The sequence below is a fragment of the Synechococcus sp. MU1611 genome (genome assembly GCF_020514255.1).
In the GTDB taxonomy this organism is placed as follows: Bacteria; Cyanobacteriota; Cyanobacteriia; order PCC-6307; family Cyanobiaceae; genus Parasynechococcus.
In genome coordinates this window covers 176,691-196,032 of sequence record NZ_VTLC01000002.1, presented here as the reverse complement: position 1 = coordinate 196,032, position 19,342 = coordinate 176,691, and the positions used below count along the sequence as shown (strand labels likewise).

Sequence of the window (19,342 nt, the reverse complement as noted above, 5' to 3'; positions counted from 1 at the left end):
AGTACGCAGTTGCTGGCCTTAAAGCTTTTGGGAGGCTCGATGGCTGCGCTGGAGCGTTTCGTGGGGCAGCTCATGAAAGTGCTGCTGGTAGCGATGGGCGAAATGGCTGCGGCTGCTGAAGCCCATCGCCTCCAAAATGTCGCTCACGCCCGTGAGGCCTTGGTTGTAGCGCTGTTTGCGGTTAAGCAGCAACTGCCGCACACGATCCAATCGGACCGAGCGTTGCAGTTCGAGGGGTGTGCGCTTGAAGTGTTCTTTGGATCCTTGGAACAGCGATGTTCGTGATTGAAAAATCTCGCGGCTGATCTCCTCAATCTTCAGTGGTGTTTTGGGATGCTGGGCACACCAGTGCAGCAGGTCGATTGCCGCCTGGTGCCGCGCTTCCCGTTTGGCAATGGGCAGCGTCTGTGCCGCTGGATCTTCAAAGCACTGGATCAGGGCATGAATTAGCTGATCAGAATCCTCTGTCTGTTCTTGATCTTCTTGGCTATGGATCAGTGCCATCAGTTGGCGTTGAAGCTCATCACACAGGGGTGTTCGAACTTCCAGCTGATTGCTCTCTTCCCAGCGTTTCAACATCAGTGGCCCAGCCTGCTGAGCATGGCGATCGAGCCAGGCCGCCTTGCTGATCACCACCGTTGCCAACTGGGCTCCGGCGGGAAGTTTGAGATCGAAATCGATCAAGCCGCGGTTGTATCCCATCAGGCCCGGCCACGGCATGGTGATGCCCTGGGCCTTGTAGCCAACCTCGCCCTCTGATGGATTCAAAGGAAGGGCCAGGGTGCAGGGTTCATGGCGCCGCGAGCCGCTGAGGAACAGGGTTTGATTGGTGTTCAGCAGATTCAATCGAAATCCGTCAAACCCCCAGGCCTGCAGCCGTCCTTTGAGGCGGCTGCAGCTCAGTTGCAGGGCGACAAGATCTGGAGAGAGCGGCTGAAACAGCTCCTGCAGGTCTCCGCAACTCTCGAATATTGCATCGAGGAGCTTCACCGGGTCTGTTGGGCTGATGTCTGTCGCGCGTTTTCGGCTCTGATGTTGTGTTCCATGGCCGGCTGTTTCAAGCGTCCCTGAAGGATCAGGCCGCCAAGTTGCGGAAGCGGGTGAACTGGGGCTCGAACAGCAGCTTCACTGTGCCCACCGGTCCGTTGCGGTGCTTGGTCACGATCACTTCGGTGATGCCTCGGTCTGGGGTTTCCGGGTTGTAATACTCGTCGCGATAGATCATCAGCACCAAGTCGGCGTCCTGCTCGATCGAGCCCGATTCCCGCAGGTCGCTGAGCATCGGTCGCTTGTTTGTGCGTGACTCAACACCCCTGCTCAGCTGGGAGAGGGCAATCACTGGCACGTTCAGTTCCCTGGCCATCTGCTTCAGGCCCCGGGTGATGCGCGACAGCTCCTGCACCCGGTTGTCCGAGCCCGAGCCTTCCATGAGTTGCAGGTAGTCGATCATCACCAGCCCCAGCTCCTTGCCCTGTTCGGCCATCAGCCGACGGCAGAGCGAGCGCATTTCCAAAACCCCGGAGTTGGGCTTGTCGTCGATGAAGATCGGCAGTTGTCCCAGGCTGTTGATGCCCTGGCCCAGCAGGGGCCACTCCTCCTGCTGCAGTCGGCCGGTGCGCAGTCGGCCCGCTTCAATTCCCACCTCCATCGAGAGCAGGCGATAGGTGAGCTGCTCCTTGCTCATCTCCAGGGAGAACAGGCACACCGGCAGGTCGTGCAGCTGGGCAACGTTCTTGGCCAGGTTCAGAACGATCGAGGTTTTTCCCATGGCTGGCCGGCCGGCAACGATGATTAGGTCGCTGCGTTGCAGGCCCTGGGTCATCGCATCCAGGTCGTAGAAGTTCACCGGGATGCCTGCCACTGAGGTGCCCAGTGAGCGGCTCTCGATCTCCTCAAAGGTCTGGGTGAGGATTTCGGCTGTGGGGGTCAGACCCTTGGAGGGTTTCTCTTGGCTGATGGCGAAGATTTTCTGCTCCGCTTGGTCCAGCACCTGCTCCATCGGCAGGCTCTGATCAAATCCCAGCTGAATCACTTCGTTGCCGGAGCGGATCAGCTGGCGGCGTAGGAACTTGTCCATCACCAGCCGGGCCACCTGCTCGATCGAGGCGGTGGAGGGAACCCGCTCCACCAGCTCCACCAGTCGGTTGTTGCCGCCTACCTTTTCGAGGGCGCCGGTGTCGGCCAGCCAGGCGCTCATGGCGGTGAGATCGGTCGGCTTGCCCTGGCCGTGCAGCATCAGGGCGGTGCGAAAGATCTCCCGGTGGGCGTTCAGATAGAAGGCTTCCGGCTGCAGCACGTCAGCCACACGGCCGATTGCATCAGGATCAAGCAGGATGCCCCCCAACACTGCCTCTTCCGCCTCCAGGTTCTGGGGCGGGACGGAATCGGGTAGGGCCTCGAAGTTCGGCTCGTCGTCGCGACGGCCCTGGCCATAACCACGGCGTCCCCCATCATTCTTCTCTGGCAGGGGGACGCTCACCATGGCGGCAGGGCGTTACGAAAGGAATCACACTCTGGCTCGGATGAGCCGTTTGAGTGTTGTTTGATCAGGGATCAGTAGCTGACCACTTCCAGGTTGATCTCGGCGGTGACTTCGCTGTGAAGCTTCACCGTGACGGTGAACTTGCCGGTGCGATGGATTTCAGGCACCAGGATGTCGCGGCGGTCGATCTCCTTCTTGGTGGCTGCTTCGATGGCTTCGGCCACATCACCGTTGGTCACGGTGCCGAACAGAACGTTGTCTTCCCCGGTCTGCTTCTTGACGGTGAAACGCCCGATGGTGGAAAGGGCGGTCTTGAAGTCGAGGGCTTCCTGCTTCAGAGCTGCCTGACGTTCAGCTTCCTTGGCCCGGCGGTGCTCCACCTGCTTCATCACCGCTGGGGTGAGGGGCACAGCTTTGCCGAAGGGGAGCAGGAAGTTACGGGCATAACCCGGAGCAACTTCCACCAGGTCTCCGTCCTTGCCCAGGCTGAGGAGGTCCTCATTCAGAACGACTTTTACACGCTTAGGCATGGGACCGGAACGATGGATGAAGGCGGGTGCGATCGACCACGTTACGACGTGGCCTGTTGGTAAGAAGTCTCAGAGCCTCAGGAGGCTTCGTTGACGTAACGAGCAGTGCGGACTCGGCTTGCCAGACCAAGACGCTTGAGCAGCCGCACGTGTTGCCAGGTGAAGTCGAATTCAAACCAGCGCAGACCGTGGCGAGCGCTTGCGGGGTGGGCGTGGTGGTTGTTGTGCCAACCCTCACCGAACGAGAGCAAGGCCACCCACCAGCAATTGCGCGAGAGGTCAGGGCAATCGAAGTTGCGGTATCCGAAAGCGTGGGTGGCTGAATTCACCAGCCAGGTCACGTGATAAACCACCACGAGGCGCAGCGGGATGGCCCACAGAACCAAGCCAAGGCCTCCACCATGCACCTGTGCAGCTTCCCCGAACCAGTACAGCCCAAGTCCCAGGGGGATTTGAAGGAGCAGGAACCAGCGGTCGAGCCAGCGATAAAAGGGATCGCATTGAAGGTCGCCGGCGTAACGGTCGAGCTCTCTTAAAGCAGGGATGTCGTGCAGCATCCATTCGCTGTGGCTCCACCACAGCCCACGCCCAGCGTCATGGTGATCATTGGGTTGATCGGAGAAGCGATGGTGATGGCGATGCAATCCCACCCACTCGATCGGACCGCTCTGACAGGCGAGGGTGCCCATGAGCACCAGGATGCGCTCCACCCATACCGGAACCACCAAGCTGCGGTGTGCGACCAGACGGTGCAGGCCAAGCGTGACGCCCAGCACAGTCATCCAGTACAAAACTCCGAAAGCCACAACGCCCTGCCAGCTCCAGAACCTTGGGAGCAGGGCCACGGTGGCTAGCACGTGCATCACCAGCATGAAGCTGGTGGTACCCATCTTCAGCTTCCGCTGACGAGCTGGCAGGGGCTCACGCCGTGCCACCACCGCTGCCCGCTGGCGAAGCTCACGGGTGTCAGCTGTTTGCGAGGAAACCAATCGGATTCTCCTGAAATTGACAAGCCGCTCAGACAGGGAAACCGTGGAGCGGATGGTGCCGTTAGTGACAGAAATCTAAAGGAGTTCACGAAGTGCAGAGGCTTGGCACGTTCGTAAGAGTCGCGTCGGTCAGGACCTATGAAGGCAAGAACTCAGCAAGGAAACGGGTGATTAGTGCAATCGCAAATCATCTGATCGAAGTGGTGGCAAGGGATCAGGCTGAACTTGCCGCAGCGAGGACGGCGTCCGTTCAGCTGCGTTTGCAACGGGTCCTGGATGCGCTATCGGCTGAGCGTGTGGGTACACAGCACTTCACTTCGCTGACCGGCTACGGCCATGGTGACCAAGGGCGTGAGGTGGTGGATCGGGTCTTTGCCCGGGTGCTGGGGGCCGAAGCCGCAGCAGTGCGCCTGCAATTCGTGAGCGGCACCCATGCCATTGCGGCAGCGTTGTTTGGGGTGTTGAGGCCCGGTGATCGTTTGCTGTCCATCACTGGGCGCCCCTACGACACCTTGGAAGAGGTCATCGGTCTCCGCGGTCAGGGTCAAGGCTCCCTTGCAGAGTTCGGGATCGCTTACGACGAAATCGATCTGCAGCCCGACGGGGCAGTGGATGAGGTGGCGTTGAGTCAGGCCTTGGAGCAGTCCTGTCGGATGGTGCTGATCCAGCGCAGTTGTGGTTACAGCTGGCGGCCCTCGGTCACGGTCGATCAGATCGCAAGGCTGTGTGAACGCATCCATGCGCGCCAGCCCGACTGCGTTGTCTTTGTCGACAACTGTTACGGCGAGTTGGTGCAGGAGCAGGAGCCAACCGCTGTTGGTGCGGATCTCATCGCTGGATCCTTGATCAAGAATCTCGGCGGCACCATTGCCCCCACTGGCGGTTACATCGCCGGACGGGCTGATCTTGTCGAGCAGGCCTGCTGCCGGCTCACGGCGCCGGGGATCGGTCGTGAGGGCGGCACTGGATTTGACCTGCAGCGGCTGGTGCTGCAGGGCCTGTTCCTGGCACCGCAGATGGTGTCGGAGGCATTGATCGGCGCGGATCTCGTGGCGGGGGTGTTCGCGCGACTTGGTTTCCCTGTGAATCCCATGCCGGGCGCGGTGCGTAGCGATTTGATTCAGGCGGTTCGGCTGGGAAGTCCGGAAGCCCTCAAAGTCGTGTGTCGAGCCTTCCAGTCGACATCACCAATTGGCGCTTACCTCGATCCGGTGCCTGCATCCATGCCGGGGTATGCCTCCGATCTCGTGATGGCAGGGGGGACGTTCATTGACGGCTCTACCAGTGAATTTTCGGCCGATGCGCCGCTACGGGAACCCTTCAACCTGTACGTGCAGGGCGGCACCCATCGGGCCCACATCCGCCTGGCGTTGTCCCGTGCGTTGTGTGACCTGAATGCGGCAGGACTGATCAATCTCACGCAAACTGGGATCACCTGAAAGTGCGTCGATGGCGTTCGCGTTCCCCGACTCTTTTCGCTTCGCCGACAGCCACGAATACGCCAACGCCGATGGCGAGCTGGTGAGGGTGGGCATTAGCGCCTTCGCCGTTGATCAGCTGGGCGACATCGTGTTTGTCGATCTGCCGGACGTGGGCTCCAACCTGGCGAAGGGCACCAGCTTCGGATCGGTGGAATCGGTGAAGGCCGTCGAAGACATGTACGCGCCCATTGCCGGTGAGGTGGTGCAACGCAATGAAGCGGTGCTGGCCAGTCCGGAGGAACTGCAGAACGATCCCCATGGCGAGGGCTGGCTGCTGGTGCTGCGACCGGCGGATCCCTCTGAGCTCGAGAGCCTGATGACCGCGGAGGCCTACAGCGCCAAGGTCAACGCCGGCTGACCTCAAGGGCGGGATGCGGCTCTTACGATCTCCCCTGTGAGCCGCTGCTTCAGACGTTGATTTCTCCTTTTTCGCAGCGGCATATCGGCCCGAGTGCGGCGGAACAGAGCCGGATGCTAAACGCGCTCGGCTACAGCGATCTGAAGGGTTTGATCACTGATGTCGTGCCCGACGACATCCTTGACCCAGCGCCGCCTTACGAAGCGTTGCCCGAGGGCTGTGGAGAGGCGGAAGCCCTCAGACAGCTGAAGGAGCTGAGCGAGTCCAATTCACTTCGACGCTCCTTGATTGGGTTGGGTTACTACGGCACAGCAACACCGGCTCTGATTCAGCGCCACGTTTTTGAAAATCCGGCCTGGTACACCGCATACACCCCGTATCAGGCGGAAATCGCCCAAGGCCGTCTTGAGGCCCTTCTCAACTTTCAAACCCTGATCAGTGAGCTCACGGGTTTGCCGATCGCTAACGCGTCGCTGCTGGATGAAGCCACCGCAGCAGCGGAGGCCATGAGCCTCAGCTTTGGGGTTTGCCGTCGCCCCGAGGCGACCCGGTTCTTGGTGGACGCCAATGTGCTGCCGCAGACCTGGGCCGTGCTGCAGACCCGCGCGGAACCCCTTGGCATCACCCTTGAGCGGATCGACCCGGCAACGGCGCCGATCGATGCGTCCGTGTTCGGAGTTCTGCTCCAATTGCCCGGGGCTGATGGTTGTCTATGGGATCCAACTGCCGTGATCGAAGCGGCCCATGCGGCTGGCGCTTTGGCCACTGTGGCCATCGATCCGTTGGCCCAGACCCTGATGGCGCCTGTTGGATCCCTGGGGGCTGACATTGCCGTGGGCAGTGCCCAACGCCTGGGGGTGCCGATGGGATTCGGTGGCCCCCATGCCGCCTTTTTCGCCACGGTTGAGGCCTACAAGCGCCAGATCCCGGGTCGTCTGGTGGGGCAGTCCAAGGATGTAGAAGGCCGCTCGGCCCTGCGGCTGGCGCTGCAGACCCGTGAGCAGCACATCCGCCGTGACAAAGCCACCAGCAATATCTGCACTGCTCAGGTGTTGCTCGCCGTGATGGCTTCTTTCTATGCGGTGCACCACGGCCCCGACGGCCTTCAGGCCATCGCCCAGCGCATCGTTGGGCTGCGCAGTCAGTTGGAGCAGGGCCTGAAGGCTCTCGGGTATCCGCTGGCTTTGGCGGACCGCTTCGACACCGTCACCGTGCACTGTGCGGCGGCGCCGGCCGTCCACCGCGCGGCAGCAGCAGCAGGCTTCAATCTGCGGGTGCTGCCAGATGGCGCCGCTCCGGCGGACGCCACCGGATTCGGCATCAGCCTGGATGAGTTGTCGGATGAACGGGAGCTGCAAGTGCTCCTGGGGCTCCTGGCGGAGGCCTGCGGTCAGGAGGTACCAGAGCTTGAGGCTGCGCTGCCCGAGTCCCTGTTCCTGCCGCAGCGCAGCCAACCCTGGCTGACCCAGCCGGTGTTTCATCAGTACCGCAGCGAGACGGAGCTGTTGCGCTACATCCAACGGTTGGTGAGCCGTGATCTTTCCCTGGTGCACGGGATGATCCCCTTGGGCAGTTGCACCATGAAGCTCAATGCCGCCGCTGAGCTGCAGCCGGTGAGTTGGCCTGCCTTTGCGGCATTGCATCCGTTTTCTCCAGTGGATCAGACGGAGGGCTATCGCTGCATGGCCGACGATCTGGAGCGATGGTTGGCGGCTCTGACGGGGTTTGCAGCCGTGTCGTTGCAGCCCAATGCCGGTTCTCAGGGGGAATATGCGGGGCTGCTGGTGATTCGCGCCTGGCACCGCTCCCGCGGGGAGGCCCATCGCGATATCTGTCTGATTCCTACCAGCGCCCATGGCACCAACCCCGCCAGTGCCGTCATGGCCGGACTCAAGGTTGTGGCTGTCGCCTGCGATGACGAGGGCAACATCGATCAGCAGGATCTTGCTGCGAAGGCTGCTGAGCATGCCGATCAGCTGGCGGCGTTGATGGTCACCTACCCCTCCACCCACGGCGTCTTTGAAACCGGCATCCGTGAGATCTGCTCCGTTGTGCATCAGCACGGTGGGCAGGTGTACCTCGATGGGGCCAACCTCAATGCGCAGGTCGGGCTTTGCCGTCCTGGTGCGTTCGGTGCCGATGTGTGCCATCTCAACCTGCACAAGACCTTCTGCATCCCCCACGGGGGCGGTGGCCCAGGCGTTGGACCGATTGGTGTGGCGGCGCATCTGGCGCCCTTCCTGCCGGGTCATCCGTTGCAAGCTGGTACCTCAGCCGCCATCGGACCCGTTTCCGCAGCAGCGCTCGGCAGCGCCAGCATCCTGCCGATCAGTTGGATGTATCTACGGATGATGGGGGCGGATGCCCTGCGGCAGGCCAGTGCCGTGGCGCTGTTGTCAGCCAACTATCTGGCCCATCGGCTTGACCCCTATTACCCCGTGCTGTTTCGGGGCAGCACCGGTCGCGTGGCCCATGAATGCATCCTTGATCTGCGGCCGTTGAAAAGGGACGCAGGAATCGATGTGGATGACATCGCTAAGCGTTTGATGGATTACGGCTTCCACGCGCCCACCGTCAGCTGGCCGGTGGCTGGAACGGTGATGGTTGAACCCACGGAGAGCGAAAGCCTGGCGGAGTTGGATCGCTTCGCCGATGCCCTGGTGGCGATCCGTGAGGAGATTCGTGCCATCGAAAACGGCGCCATCGACCCTCAGAACAACCCGTTGAAGCGTGCCCCGCACACCCTGGCTGCAGTGACAGCGGATGACTGGGATCGTCCCTACAGCCGTCAGCAGGCCGCATTCCCCATGGAGGGTCAGCAGGAGAACAAGGTCTGGCCAGCTGTGGCTCGGATTGACAACGCCTTCGGTGACCGCAACTTGATCTGCACCTGTCCCTCTGTGGAAGAGGTGGCTCTGGCGGTTTGACCTGGTGCGAGGGCATCAGAACGTGTAAATTTTCACTGAAAGTGGAAAAATTGGTTTGATTCCGTTCATCGCCCTTGCGGGTTCGGTCAAACTGTTCGACAACTGATTCGTCTGTCGGGGGACACCATGGATCGGGACAACATCAAGAAATCTGGCCTCAGGACCGTTGAAGGACCTGCCCTTCCTCAACTTCCGGACGGTCTCGAGTCGGCCTTCAATCGTGGTCATACGTTGTCGATTGAAGGGACGAATGTGATTCGGGTTCCGTTCGGCACCCGTCGCTCCCGTCGTAGTCGCCCTGAGCGGCCCGATCACTGGGCCACCCTCGTCATTCCCCTTCAACCGGTGGGCGATCCCACCCCACCACCGGCAGCGGCCTGAATTCAGGCCACTCCGATTTCTGATGCTTCCTGCGAAAGACGCCAGTCCACAAGGGCTTTGACGTCGGCCAATGAGCAGGTCGGTGTTCGGAACGGCAGAAGCCGCATGGGGCTGCGTTCAGGTCGCACCAACCAGCTTCGATTGGTTTGAGGCATCAGAAGGAAGCCGCGGTAACGCACCGCGGTCTCATGACCGTTCATGAATCCCATCGCTCAAGGGATTGTTTGAAAGTGACTCCGTCATTTCAGGGCGCAAGATCTGGTGTTACGCGCTTGCACCGAATCTCTTCCGGATTGCTGCGTTTCAAGTGGTCAAACGGAGATCAGCTTGCGAGATTGCAACGGTCTGTCAGTCGTGCCCCCACAGGTGGTGGTGCATGCCGAAACCCTTTCCAGCAGCGATGGTGTCGTCGTTGATCACCCGCAAGGTGCCGAAGCCCATCCAGTTCGGATCCTGATGGCGGCCGAGCGAAAAGCTGTGCCACGACTTAAGCCAGTCCAGTTGGGTGAGAAAGCGCTCGGAAGCCGGGCGCATCCGCATTGATGAAGTGTTGACAACAGCGGTCAGGTTGATCGCGTGGAAAGGGGGTATTTGGGTTGAGGGGTTCGCTTCAGAGCTCGAGGGGAGTCATCTGCAGCAGCCGTTGCACCAGGTCGGTGATGGACTCGTCTTGGGGTGGCTTGGCGTAGTTGCTAAGCAGCTGTCGCCCGACAACCTGGGCTCCAAGGTGCGTCAGCTGGATGCGCAAGGAAAGGAGCAGTTCCATGCCGCCACCACCGGAAAAGGTGGCCATGGCAATTGGTCGCCCGTTGAAGAGGGATCGGAAGTCATCTCCTGTCACCGAGAGCCAGGCAATGGCATTGGTGAGCGATGGCGGAATGGAGCCGTTGTATTCCGGTGCGCAGATCACCCAGCGCGGAGTTTGCTGGAGCTTGTTGTGCAGGGTCACAAGATCAGGGCCAGCACCCGCTTCCTTGACTCTCGGTGTGAACAGGGGCACGTCGAGCTGCGTGAGGTCGATCAGTTCGGCGGTGGCGTTCTGAGCTGCTGCGGCCTTCACGAACCGTTCAGCAAGCTTGAGGTTCTCGCCATTGCTTGCTGTCAGAACGATGAGATCGGAGGGCATGGAGAATTCTGAACTTGATTGAATCGTGCAAGTTCTCGCTTGTTCTCACAACAAGGTCCGCCGCGCTTGGACGATGCGCTGACGGACCTGGGAGTAAGGGTCAGGCGGCCTTCAACTCGGCTTCCCGGTAGGGGACGAAGCTGGCTTTGCGGGCACCGCAGATCGGACACTCCCAGTCGTCCGGAATCGCTTCAAAGGGTGTGCCTGCGGCGATGCCGGAATCCGGATCTCCCTCGGCGGGGTCGTAAATCATCGAGCACACCTTGCAGATCCATTTGCCTGGAAGGGGTTGATCGGCTTGGCCTGCCGTTCCTTTTCCTTGCAGTGCTTCCAGGGCGACGCCATAGGTTTCGGCGTGATGTTGTTCGATCGGTGTTAGCAGGCCGAAGTTCTTAGCGGCTGTCCGGAAGGTGCCGGCATGCTCCTTGGATTCGCTGCTTTGCTCGGCAAATTCCGCCTCGGCTCCGCTGTCCCGGTCCTGACGGGCCTGGGCGGCGAACTCCGGATACATCGTTGTGTACTCGTAGGTTTCGCCTTCAATCGCCAGTTCCAGGCAGCGGGTCAGCATCGCTTGCTTCTCGTTGTCGCTGAGCTGGTCGGGGTTGCCCACCACTAATTCGGGATGCAGTAGGCGGAAGTGCGCAAAGGCATGCTCTGTTTCTTGGACCGCGGTTTCACGAAACAACTTGGCCAGGTCTTTGTGACCCAGTTGTTTGGCCACATCCGCAAAGAACAGGTACTTGCGGTTGGCCATGCTCTCGCCGCCGAATGCGGCTTCGAGATTGGTGTGGGTGGATGGCTTGGAGAGGTCCATCGAGGAGAAGCGATCGTTCCAACAGACTACTCCTAACTCATACCCGCTATGAGTTAGGCGATGGTTCGGGTTGCCGGCTCAGTAGTTGGCGCCGCTCCGGCGTTGGTGCACCGCAGTGCTGCCCTTCGCATCCAGTACCCCACCGTGATCCACTTCGGCGTAGATCAGCCAGTGGTCGCCGCATTCCATCCGCTGGCTTACTTTCCCGTCTAGCCATGCCAGGGCATCCGGTAGCAACGGCTGATCGGCGGGGCTTGTGTCGAGCTCAAGGCCTGCAAAGCGATCAGCACCGGGCTCGAACGGCTGCAGGAATTGCTTCATCGCTGCTGTTTCGCGACCTTCTGCCAAAACGTTCAAGGCGAAGCGATCGCCCTTGTGCAGTAAGGCTTCCACGGCGCGGTCTTTGGCGACTGCCACCGTGATGCCGGGAGGACTGAAGCTCGCCTGACTCACCCAGCTGGCCACCATGGCGCCGCTTAGATCAGCTTTACGTGTGGTGAGCACGCAGAGGGAGCCGATCACGCGGCCCAGGGCTAGTACCGCTGGATCGCTGCGGCTTTCACTCAACCCTCCTGCACTGCGCCGCTGCGCTCGCTTCTGGCTCTGCAGCAGTTGACGGGCGAAACGGGTGCCCGTCTCTTCCAGCTCTTTCACCCGTGCGGCATCTGGACTGAACTTCACCCGGATCGGCTCGAAGCCAAAGCTGAAGCCGCCGTCCCGCAGCTTGGTTTCCAGCAGATCCACCGCCTCGCCGCTCCAGCCGAAGCTGCCGAATACCCCCACGGGCTTGTTGCGATCTCCTTCCGCCAACAGGGTGCCCAAGGCCGAAACAATCGGCGTGGGGGCATGACCCCCCAGGGTCGGTGAGCCGATCAACACGGCATCGGCCTGCTGGATGGTGCTCACCAGTTCATCGGCCGGGGTGAATTCGCAGTTCAAGCTGCTCACCCGGATGCCGGTGCGGCTGACCCCGCGGGCCAGGGCGTCGGCAATGGCCGCGGTGTTGCCGTAGGCGCTGGCGAACAGCAGGGCCACCGTCAGGCTGGCGTTCTGCTGGCCTTCTCCCCAGCGGCGGTAGTCACTGAGCAGGCTGCGCCAACTGGCTTCGATTGCGGGGCCATGGCCCGGAGCGATGGTGCGGATATCCAGCTCTTCGAGCCGTTCCACCAGGGCATCAACCTGACTGGCCATGGGAGCCATCAGGCAGTCATAGAAGTGACGGCGCTCTTCTTCTGTGCTGCTGCGGTTGCTTTCGGCCCAGCTGTCCGTGCAGAGGTGGGCACTGAAGAATTTGTCGCTCATCAGCAAGCCGAGGCTTTCCTCAAACGCCAGCAACCCGCCAGGCCAACGGGGGGTTGGGGCGGGCAGCAGCATCAGGCTGCGCTGATGGCTGAGGGGAAGCGTTTGCTCCTGGCGGATGATCCGCAGGGGCGGCAGGTCGGGCAAAGGTGGTTGTTCGCTTGTTTCTCCGGGCGGGGCCGGTTTGCGTTGGCTCCACAGTTCCTTGATCAACTTGGCGCCCGGGTTGGAGACGATCAGTTCCAGCCCGGCATAGGCCTCCGCTAAACCCCGCAGCAAGGCAACGCGATTGGGATTGACGTGACCCACGACCACCAGCAGCGGCGCATCGTTGCTGGGTAGGGCGTCGGCAAGCACCGGAAGAAAGGCGCCGCTGTAGGCCACACCTGGAGGGTGAACCAACACGGCAGGGGCACCATCACCGGCCTCAAACAACACACTGTTGGCGGTGCTTCCCCGCTCCAGGGCGTACTCCAGTTCAAAGCGGTTTCGTTGAGGGCTCAGACCGCGGAGACCAACGACCCCATCGTCGATCGGCAGTTGGATCGTGCGACGCGTGGTTGCGGTGCTGGTCACGCTCATCTTCGAAGCCAGTTGAATGTAGGCGTGTTGTTAGTGAGAGCAGCAGACCTGTGGCGCAGAGCGTTGTTGTTCTCTCCTCCCAGCTGATCACCACCCTTTCGGCTCTGGCCTATCTGCGCTGGCGAGGAATACGAGGAACCCGGCTGCACGTTGTCTCGCCTTATCGCGACGAGTTCAGCCATTCGACCAAAGCCTTCCAGCCGCTGTTGCGGGATCTCGCTTCCCAGGATGGACATCAGTGCCAGTTCATCCAGATCCCCCCTGATCAGACTCGAGTGCTTCAGCTCAGTGCTGGGGACAGCCTGCTGATTCGGTCTGAGCCCCTGAAGTGCAGCCTGCTGCTGCTGCCACGGTTGGATGATCGTGAAGGGCAGCGGATGCTGCTTTCGTACCAGGCTTCAGAAGTGGTGGAGCTGGGGGAATCGATTGGGGTCGAGACGCGCTTGTATTCAGATCAAGCACAGCGCAAACGCAGCAAGGTGCTGGAGGTCGTGAATTGTTCTGAAGTCTTTGCTTCGGTTCGTCAGGATCCGCTGCTGCCTTTCGACCGTCCTGTTGAGCTGTTGCGGCTCCAGGCCATGCTCGACATTTGCGCGAATTTCCGTTCTGCATTGCTTGACGATGAAGCGATCAGCCGAAAGCATCAACCGGGCGTGATGCTCTGCCTGCCTTACCTGAGAGTGCCCAAATGGCATGTTCGCTGGCGGCTCTTTGGCAGATCGTTTGGTTGGCGCCGGACGCCAGGAATCGCGAACAGTGCGTACTTCATTCGCGCCATCCGTTCCGCCTTGCGACATGTGCGCGCAGATGCACCGTTGTGGGCGCAAGCCCATCCCAAAAATGAAGCTCACTATTCCTTGGTTCAGCAGCTGTTGAATCCGCTGCATCAAGGAAGATCGTTGGAGCTGTTCTCATCAGATGCCCCCCTCGAGGTGCGGCTGTCGAGCGGATGGTCGCGTGAAGGGAGTGGACCCTTGAATGTGTTGGGTTTCGGCACCAACCTCTTGGCTGCAGCCATCTTTCTGGCCCCTCATCACCGAGGCATTGCCCTCTGTCAGCCGGCTGATGAGGGCTGGTGGCGCGACTGCTCAGATCAGTGGATCCATCGTCGTGAATGGCGGAGGAGCCAACACGTTGATGCCTTGCTCACGAATCTTCTTGACGCTCTGGATCAGCTGCAAGCTCAGTAGTGGTTGCCCACCTTGCGGTGATGCACCGCGGTGCTGGCATCGGCATCGGCCACGTTGCCTTGCTCCACGACGGCATAGATGATCCAGTGATCGGGGCCTTCCATTCGCTGCTCCACCCGGCAGCCAAGAAAAGCCAGTGCATCGGCCAGCACCGGGCCTCCATCGGCTGTCCCTTCCAGCACATTCACCCCGGCGAAACGATCGGCACCGGGGGGGAAGCGTTTGAGGAAATGCCGCATCAGCTCCTGGTGGTTGTCCTGCCGGAGAACATTCAGCACGAACCTGTCGCCGACCTGCATGAGTGCTTCGATTGCACGATCTTTGGCGACAGCAATCGTGAGCCCCGGTGGTGTGAAGCTGGCTTGGCTCACCCAGCTGGCCACCATGGCGCTGCGGCGCTGCGATTCGCCGTCCCCCTGGCTTGCGGTGACCACATAGAGGCCACCACTGATGCGACCAAGAGCCTTGTCGAGGTCGCCATCGAGGCTTTTCATCGCCGCGATTGTCTTCTCCTTGGTGAGCAGCTGACCAAGGTCGGTGCCGGACTCTTCACAACGTTGATAGTCGCTGCCCTGGGGCAGTTGTTTGATCCTTAATGGGCTGAATGCTGGTTTCTGCCCCTGGCTGCGCAGTTGATCGGCGACGGCGTCGATCGGTTCATCGTTGCCGCCGAAGGCGTCGTAGACCCCCACCAGTTGCTTGGGATGCAGGGCCGCCAGCAGGGTGCCGATCGAGGCCTGGAGATCAGGTTCCGGTTCCGATGGCCAGGTCGGCACCACAACAGCCTTGGCATCGCCAATGAGTGCGGTGAGTTCCTGGGGATCGGTGGCCCGCAAGTCCACCAGTTGCACCTGGGCATCCGCCTTGCCGATGCCGTGGGCAATGGCTTGGCTGATCCGATCGGAGAAGCCGTACTGGCTCAGATAACAGACGGCTGCATAACTTTCTCCCTTGCTGCGTTGACCACTCCAGTCGCGGTAGTCACTGACCCAGTGGCTGAGGTGATGGCGTAGCAGGGGGCCATGACCCACGGCGATCGTGTTGATCTCCGGCAGGCCATCCATGCGCTTGAGGGCCTGCAGAACGCTGCGGGCATTGGGACCCATCAAGCAGTCGTAGTAGAAGCGGAAATCGGGAGCGATGGCGCCAGGGTCGGCGTCGAAGACATCGTCGGAGCAGTAATGCAGGCCGAAGGCGTCGCAGGTGTAGAGGATGCCTGTGCCGTGATCGAAGGAAAAGATCGTGTCTGGCCAGTGCAGGTTCGGAGCGCTCAGGAATTCGAAGCGGTGCTGAATGCCGCTGGCTGGGTTCGTGCCGAGATCCAGTTCTTCCCCAGATTTCACGGCACGGGATTTGAAGGGTCGGTGCACCTGGTCCTGCAGGAACTGCAGCGCCACCTTCGATCCGACGATTTCAATGTTTGGGTTGAGGTCGATCAGATCCCCAATCAGTCCGGAATGGTCCGGCTCCGTGTGGCTCACGATCAACACATCAATCTCGATTGGATCGATCTGCTCCTTGAGCAGGGGAATCCAGGTATCGCGGAACTTGGCGTGGCTGGTGTCGATCAGGGCGGTGCGTTCGCCCCGCACCAGGAAGGCGTTGTAGGTGGTGCCGTTGCGCAGGCCGAATTCGATGTCGAAGCGGCTGCGATCCCAGTCCAGGGAACGAATCGTGCTGGTGTCGGCTGCAATGGCCTCGCACTGCAGCGACAGCTTCGGAGCAGCGGGAGCAACGACCATGAAACCGACCGTGACGGATGTCGACTTTACGGAGATTCAGCGGGGGAAGGCGGCGGAGACTGGTAGCAACCGCAACCTTGTGATGGCGTCATCGACGCTTCGACGCAGCATTGGTCCCGGGATCCTGTTGGCCGGTGCCTGCATTGGTGGATCCCACTTGATGTCTTCCACCACGGCGGGGGCCCGTTTCGGCTTTGCGCTGGTGGGACTGATCCTGCTCACCAATCTGATCAAATACCCGTTCCTGCGGGTGGGCACCCGCTTTACGGCGGCCACCGGACTGTCGTTGCTGGAAGGCTTCCAACAACGCAATCCGCTCTACCTCCCGCTGTATTTGGTGGTGAGCCTGGTGACAGGCACCTTCACCATCGCTGCAGTGAGTTTTGTTGCGGGGCTGCTGCTCACCAACATCCCCCTGCTGGCGGGATTGGACCCCTATGGACTGTCGATCGCCGTGTTGGCGGTGAGTGGCCTGGTGCTGCTGTTGGGGCACTACCGAGCTTTGGACCGTCTCTCCAAGCTGCTGGTGGTGCTGCTCACCTTGCTCACAGGGATCGCGGCCGCATCACTGTTGATTCGCGGCCCCGTCGGTGATGTGGCAGCGAGTTGGGTCAGCACGGATCCCAGTCCCTGGACCCTTGCCAACCTGGCCTTTTTGATTCCCTTGATGGGCTGGATGCCCGGTCCGGTGGAGATGTGCGTGTGGCCATCCTTGTGGATGTTCTCCCGTGCCCGGGATACCGACCACACCGCAACGCCGAAGGAAGCGGAATTTGATTTCAACCTCGGCTATGGCGTCACGGTGGTGACGGCGATGTTCTTCGTGATCCTTGGCGCCTTCACGATGTACGGCAGCGGTGATGGAATGCTCGCTGGCAGTGGTGTGTCCTTCGCTCAGAAGCTGATCAAGCTCTATACGGCCGCCATGGGCGGTTGGGCGGCTTGGGTGATCATTCCGGCGGCCTTTTTCGCCATGTTCAGCACCACCCTCACCTGTCTTGATGCCTACCCCCGAAGCATTGCGGCGATTCAGGGCTTGCTGCGCCATCACGACAGTGGTGACTCGGCACCGGGGCCCATGCAACGTCGCTTCGATATCTGGGTCATCGTGCATTTCCTGGCGGCTGTGCTGGCGTTGGTGGTGGCCAAGACCGGCGGTATTGGGGTGAAGGATTTCGTGTTCGGGGCGATGACCGGCAGTTTCCTCACGGCGCCCCTGTTCGCCTGGATGGCGATGGACACGATCAACAGTCCGTTGGTTCCGCTCGAGCACCGTTATGCGCGGCTCACCCAGGCGTTTTGCTGGTTTGGTTTGGTGTTTTTCAGCGGATTCAGCCTGTTGTTCATCGGCCGCTTCTTTTTCGGCCTTGGGGGCTAACCCGAATGCGGAGCCATCAAAAAACCCCTGCCATGGGCAGGGGTTGGGCTTCCGTTCTTCGGTGTGGGGATGAGCTGCTTCAGCTCGATGCTGTTTAGTGCGATGGCTGTTCAGTTCTCGATCTTCACCGAAACGCTGGTGTGTTCAACAGCTTTGCCGGCGTTGATTTCAAGAATGCCGTCGCGGTAGCTGGCTTTGAGCTGGTCGCGATCAAGGCTGTGGGGGAAGCGGAAGCTGCGGCTCCAGGTGCCGCTGCGGAATTCGCTCAGCAGAGGTTCATTGTTGTCATCGCCGGTTGCGGCTGTGCGTTCTGCGTTGATCACCAGATTGTGATCGGTGGCCTTGATGTCGATGGAGTCGCGGTCCACGCCAGGCAGTTCCAGCCGCACGATGTAGCTGGATTCAGTCTCATGGATTTCGGCGTTGGGGACGCGCTCTGCGGTCGCAAGTTGCTGCTCGAGACGCTCGAACAGATCGAAGGGGGATTGGCGGAGGGTCAGCATGATGGTTGCTTTGAAGAATGAACATCTGCGGACTTGGTTGATTGCCCGCCAACACAATCTGCGCCGCTTGGATGAGAACCAGAAGCGTGAGAACCGCCCGTTTTGATTCGGTCTCTACCACCAGGTTCGGCTGGCACGACAGGGATGGTGTTGAAACCGAATCTCCCTAAAGCCACCACCAGTCGCTGAAGCAGGCCGCCTGGCCGCACACCCGCTCTTCTGCATCCCAGAGCGTCCAGATACGGGCGTTGTTGATCATGAATTGCTGCCCTTTTCGGCTGATCCGATTGCCTTGATAGTTCTGAACTGCCTCCAGACGTTTGGCCTGGCCCAGGGCGTTGCTGCGTTCTGCCCGTTCGGTTTCCGGTGCGGTGAGCCGTGAGGGCAGGCCGATCAGCTCATGCCAGCTGGTCTCCCAGAGCTGCAGCGCTGCGGCATTGGCGTAACTCAGTTTCGGGTCGTTTTCGGTGCCGTGGGCCAGCACCGGAAAGCCGCAGGCGAACAGCTCCTGGCACAGCAGGCGCCTGGAGCGGCCCGGTTGGGCGGCGGCGATTAGCGGGCGACAGAAGGCCCGTTGATGGGATTGCAGCAGCACCCCGGCGAGCCCTTGTTTTTCGGAGGTGAGCCAGGCGGCTTCGCAGGCCATGGCTCCAGGCCCCTCCACGTCGCTTCAGCTGCCGGCCGCCATGGCCTGCAGCATCGCCTTCTGGGCACTGGCCTGGCCGTGGGCCTTGAGGTTGCTGAGGAAGGTGCTTCGGGCATCGGCGAAACGCGGGTCTTCCGCCAGTGGCAGCTCTCCGGCGGCATCCAGGCCGGTGTCTCCATCCATCGCCGGGGTGATCACCACCAGGTCGCCATCGAGGCTGCGGTTGTAGCGCCACCACAGGGCGGGATCCTGCACTGCTGGATGGGGCGGCAGGGGGGTGGCATCGTCAGGGATGTTGGTAATGCCCGCTTCCTTGGCCGCCTCCGCCCGCTCAGCCAGGGCCTTGCGCCGGTGTTCCGCCAGGTCCTCCAGTAGCCGAGCTCGGGTGCGGCCCCGCAGTTGGAATAACACGAAGGGGTCTTCACTGAAGCGGTCCCCCATCAGGAAATACACCGCGCTGATGTGTTTGCAGGGGTTGGCTTTATCCGGGCAGCTGCACTCGCTGCGCACCTCCTGCAGCTTGAACGGGAACAGGCGTTTGCCGCTGGCGGCGAAGGCCCGTTCGATGTCTGAGGGCATGATCCCCGCTAGGAGTTGGGCCGACCAGCGGGCTTTTTGGGTCAGGGCTTCCATGACATAGCCCCAATCTTCATCGTTCAGCACATCCAGCCAGAGCTTCACTTTGTAAGGCGCTTCATCGGTGCCTTGGACCCGGGCATGGACCCGGCGGCCTTCGAAGCGGATCGACGTCACATGGCCTTCCCGGGCATAGCCCCAGGCCCGTTCCAACCGCTTCTTGAACCGGTAACCGTTGATCAGCTCCATCCATTGCTCCACCCACCAGGGCTGTTGGCCCAGGCCGTCGTCGCCGATGGCGGTGCTGCCGTTGGTGCTGTTGTTGCTGAGGGTCATGG

Annotated in this window: 18 protein-coding genes and 1 pseudogene; 6 read left to right on the top strand and 13 right to left on the bottom strand. The window is 61.0% G+C overall.

The annotated features are described in order from the left end of the window. Positions 1-18 precede the first annotated feature (18 nt). The 4 genes from FZZ92_RS05465 to FZZ92_RS05450 form a co-directional block, all read right to left on the bottom strand. Positions 19-990, bottom strand: coding sequence for an AraC family transcriptional regulator (locus tag FZZ92_RS05465; protein ID WP_226422752.1), 972 nt, complete (start codon positions 988-990; stop codon positions 19-21). An 85-nt stretch (positions 991-1,075) separates the two neighbouring features. Next, positions 1,076-2,482 carry a replicative DNA helicase gene (gene dnaB / locus FZZ92_RS05460; protein WP_166016292.1) on the bottom strand — a complete coding sequence of 469 codons (1,407 nt, stop codon included), beginning with the start codon at positions 2,480-2,482 and terminating at the stop codon, positions 1,076-1,078. Between the two features lie 71 nt (positions 2,483-2,553). Continuing rightward, complete coding sequence (rplI, locus tag FZZ92_RS05455) at positions 2,554-3,012, bottom strand: 50S ribosomal protein L9 (protein WP_186570874.1); 459 nt, start codon at positions 3,010-3,012, stop codon at positions 2,554-2,556. Between the two features lie 77 nt (positions 3,013-3,089). Then, on the bottom strand, positions 3,090-4,001 hold the full coding sequence (locus tag FZZ92_RS05450; protein WP_166016295.1) for a fatty acid desaturase: 912 nt from the start codon (positions 3,999-4,001) through the stop codon (positions 3,090-3,092). A gap of 203 nt (positions 4,002-4,204) precedes the next feature. Here FZZ92_RS05450 and FZZ92_RS05445 point away from each other — a divergent pair, with 203 nt between their 5' ends. From FZZ92_RS05445 to FZZ92_RS05430, 4 genes are all read left to right on the top strand, one after another. Continuing rightward, positions 4,205-5,440, top strand: coding sequence for an aminotransferase class I/II-fold pyridoxal phosphate-dependent enzyme (locus FZZ92_RS05445; protein ID WP_370631250.1), 1,236 nt, complete (start codon positions 4,205-4,207; stop codon positions 5,438-5,440). A 10-nt stretch (positions 5,441-5,450) separates the two neighbouring features. After that, positions 5,451-5,840, top strand: coding sequence for a glycine cleavage system protein GcvH (gcvH, locus tag FZZ92_RS05440; protein WP_226397464.1), 390 nt, complete (start codon positions 5,451-5,453; stop codon positions 5,838-5,840). Between the two features lie 113 nt (positions 5,841-5,953). Next, positions 5,954-8,767: an aminomethyl-transferring glycine dehydrogenase gene (gene gcvP / locus FZZ92_RS05435; protein ID WP_370631249.1), complete on the top strand. Its 2,814-nt coding sequence runs from the start codon at positions 5,954-5,956 to the stop codon at positions 8,765-8,767. Positions 8,768-8,893: 126 nt separating this feature from the next. Next, on the top strand, positions 8,894-9,148 hold the full coding sequence (locus FZZ92_RS05430; protein ID WP_115024581.1) for a hypothetical protein: 255 nt from the start codon (positions 8,894-8,896) through the stop codon (positions 9,146-9,148). A 2-nt stretch (positions 9,149-9,150) separates the two neighbouring features. On the opposite strand, the gene FZZ92_RS05425 is transcribed toward FZZ92_RS05430, so the two are convergent. The 5 genes and pseudogenes from FZZ92_RS05425 to FZZ92_RS05405 all read right to left on the bottom strand — a co-directional run bounded on the left by FZZ92_RS05425 (position 9,151) and on the right by FZZ92_RS05405 (position 12,969). Further along, positions 9,151-9,357 carry a hypothetical protein gene (locus tag FZZ92_RS05425; RefSeq protein ID WP_186570867.1) on the bottom strand — a complete coding sequence of 69 codons (207 nt, stop codon included), beginning with the start codon at positions 9,355-9,357 and terminating at the stop codon, positions 9,151-9,153. Positions 9,358-9,514: 157 nt separating this feature from the next. Further along, positions 9,515-9,688 (bottom strand): annotated as a pseudogene (locus FZZ92_RS05420) (pirin family protein); the annotation flags it as partial. Positions 9,689-9,758: 70 nt separating this feature from the next. Continuing rightward, positions 9,759-10,274 carry an NADPH-dependent FMN reductase gene (locus FZZ92_RS05415; protein ID WP_226397462.1) on the bottom strand — a complete coding sequence of 172 codons (516 nt, stop codon included), beginning with the start codon at positions 10,272-10,274 and terminating at the stop codon, positions 9,759-9,761. A 100-nt stretch (positions 10,275-10,374) separates the two neighbouring features. Then, complete coding sequence (locus FZZ92_RS05410) at positions 10,375-11,088, bottom strand: rubrerythrin family protein (protein ID WP_226422750.1); 714 nt, start codon at positions 11,086-11,088, stop codon at positions 10,375-10,377. Positions 11,089-11,166: 78 nt separating this feature from the next. After that, complete coding sequence (locus tag FZZ92_RS05405) at positions 11,167-12,969, bottom strand: diflavin flavoprotein (RefSeq protein WP_226397460.1); 1,803 nt, start codon at positions 12,967-12,969, stop codon at positions 11,167-11,169. Between the two features lie 50 nt (positions 12,970-13,019). On the opposite strand from FZZ92_RS05405, the gene FZZ92_RS05400 reads away from it, so the two are divergent. After that, positions 13,020-14,159, top strand: coding sequence for a hypothetical protein (locus tag FZZ92_RS05400; RefSeq protein WP_226397459.1), 1,140 nt, complete (start codon positions 13,020-13,022; stop codon positions 14,157-14,159). Here FZZ92_RS05400 and FZZ92_RS05395 read toward each other — a convergent pair. Further along, positions 14,153-15,901, bottom strand: coding sequence for a diflavin flavoprotein (locus tag FZZ92_RS05395; RefSeq protein ID WP_226397458.1), 1,749 nt, complete (start codon positions 15,899-15,901; stop codon positions 14,153-14,155). The two genes, FZZ92_RS05400 and FZZ92_RS05395, sit on opposite strands and share 7 nt — an antisense overlap. Before the next feature lie 82 nt (positions 15,902-15,983). Between FZZ92_RS05395 and FZZ92_RS05390 the strand changes: the two genes are divergently transcribed. Continuing rightward, a complete protein-coding gene (locus FZZ92_RS05390; RefSeq protein WP_226422870.1) occupies positions 15,984-17,279 on the top strand; it encodes an NRAMP family divalent metal transporter in 1,296 nt (431 codons plus the stop codon). Positions 17,280-17,389: 110 nt separating this feature from the next. On the opposite strand, the gene FZZ92_RS05385 is transcribed toward FZZ92_RS05390, so the two are convergent. The 3 genes from FZZ92_RS05385 to FZZ92_RS05375 all read right to left on the bottom strand — a co-directional run bounded on the left by FZZ92_RS05385 (position 17,390) and on the right by FZZ92_RS05375 (position 19,340). Further along, positions 17,390-17,782: an Hsp20/alpha crystallin family protein gene (locus FZZ92_RS05385; protein ID WP_226422749.1), complete on the bottom strand. Its 393-nt coding sequence runs from the start codon at positions 17,780-17,782 to the stop codon at positions 17,390-17,392. Positions 17,783-17,948: 166 nt separating this feature from the next. After that, the gene (locus FZZ92_RS05380) at positions 17,949-18,428 is read right to left on the bottom strand and encodes an MEKHLA domain-containing protein (protein WP_226422869.1); all 480 of its coding nucleotides are present in this window, start codon (positions 18,426-18,428) and stop codon (positions 17,949-17,951) included. Between the two features lie 24 nt (positions 18,429-18,452). Then, positions 18,453-19,340, bottom strand: a complete 888-nt coding sequence (locus FZZ92_RS05375; protein ID WP_226397456.1) for an SWIM zinc finger family protein — start codon at positions 19,338-19,340, stop codon at positions 18,453-18,455. Positions 19,341-19,342 lie beyond the last annotated feature (2 nt).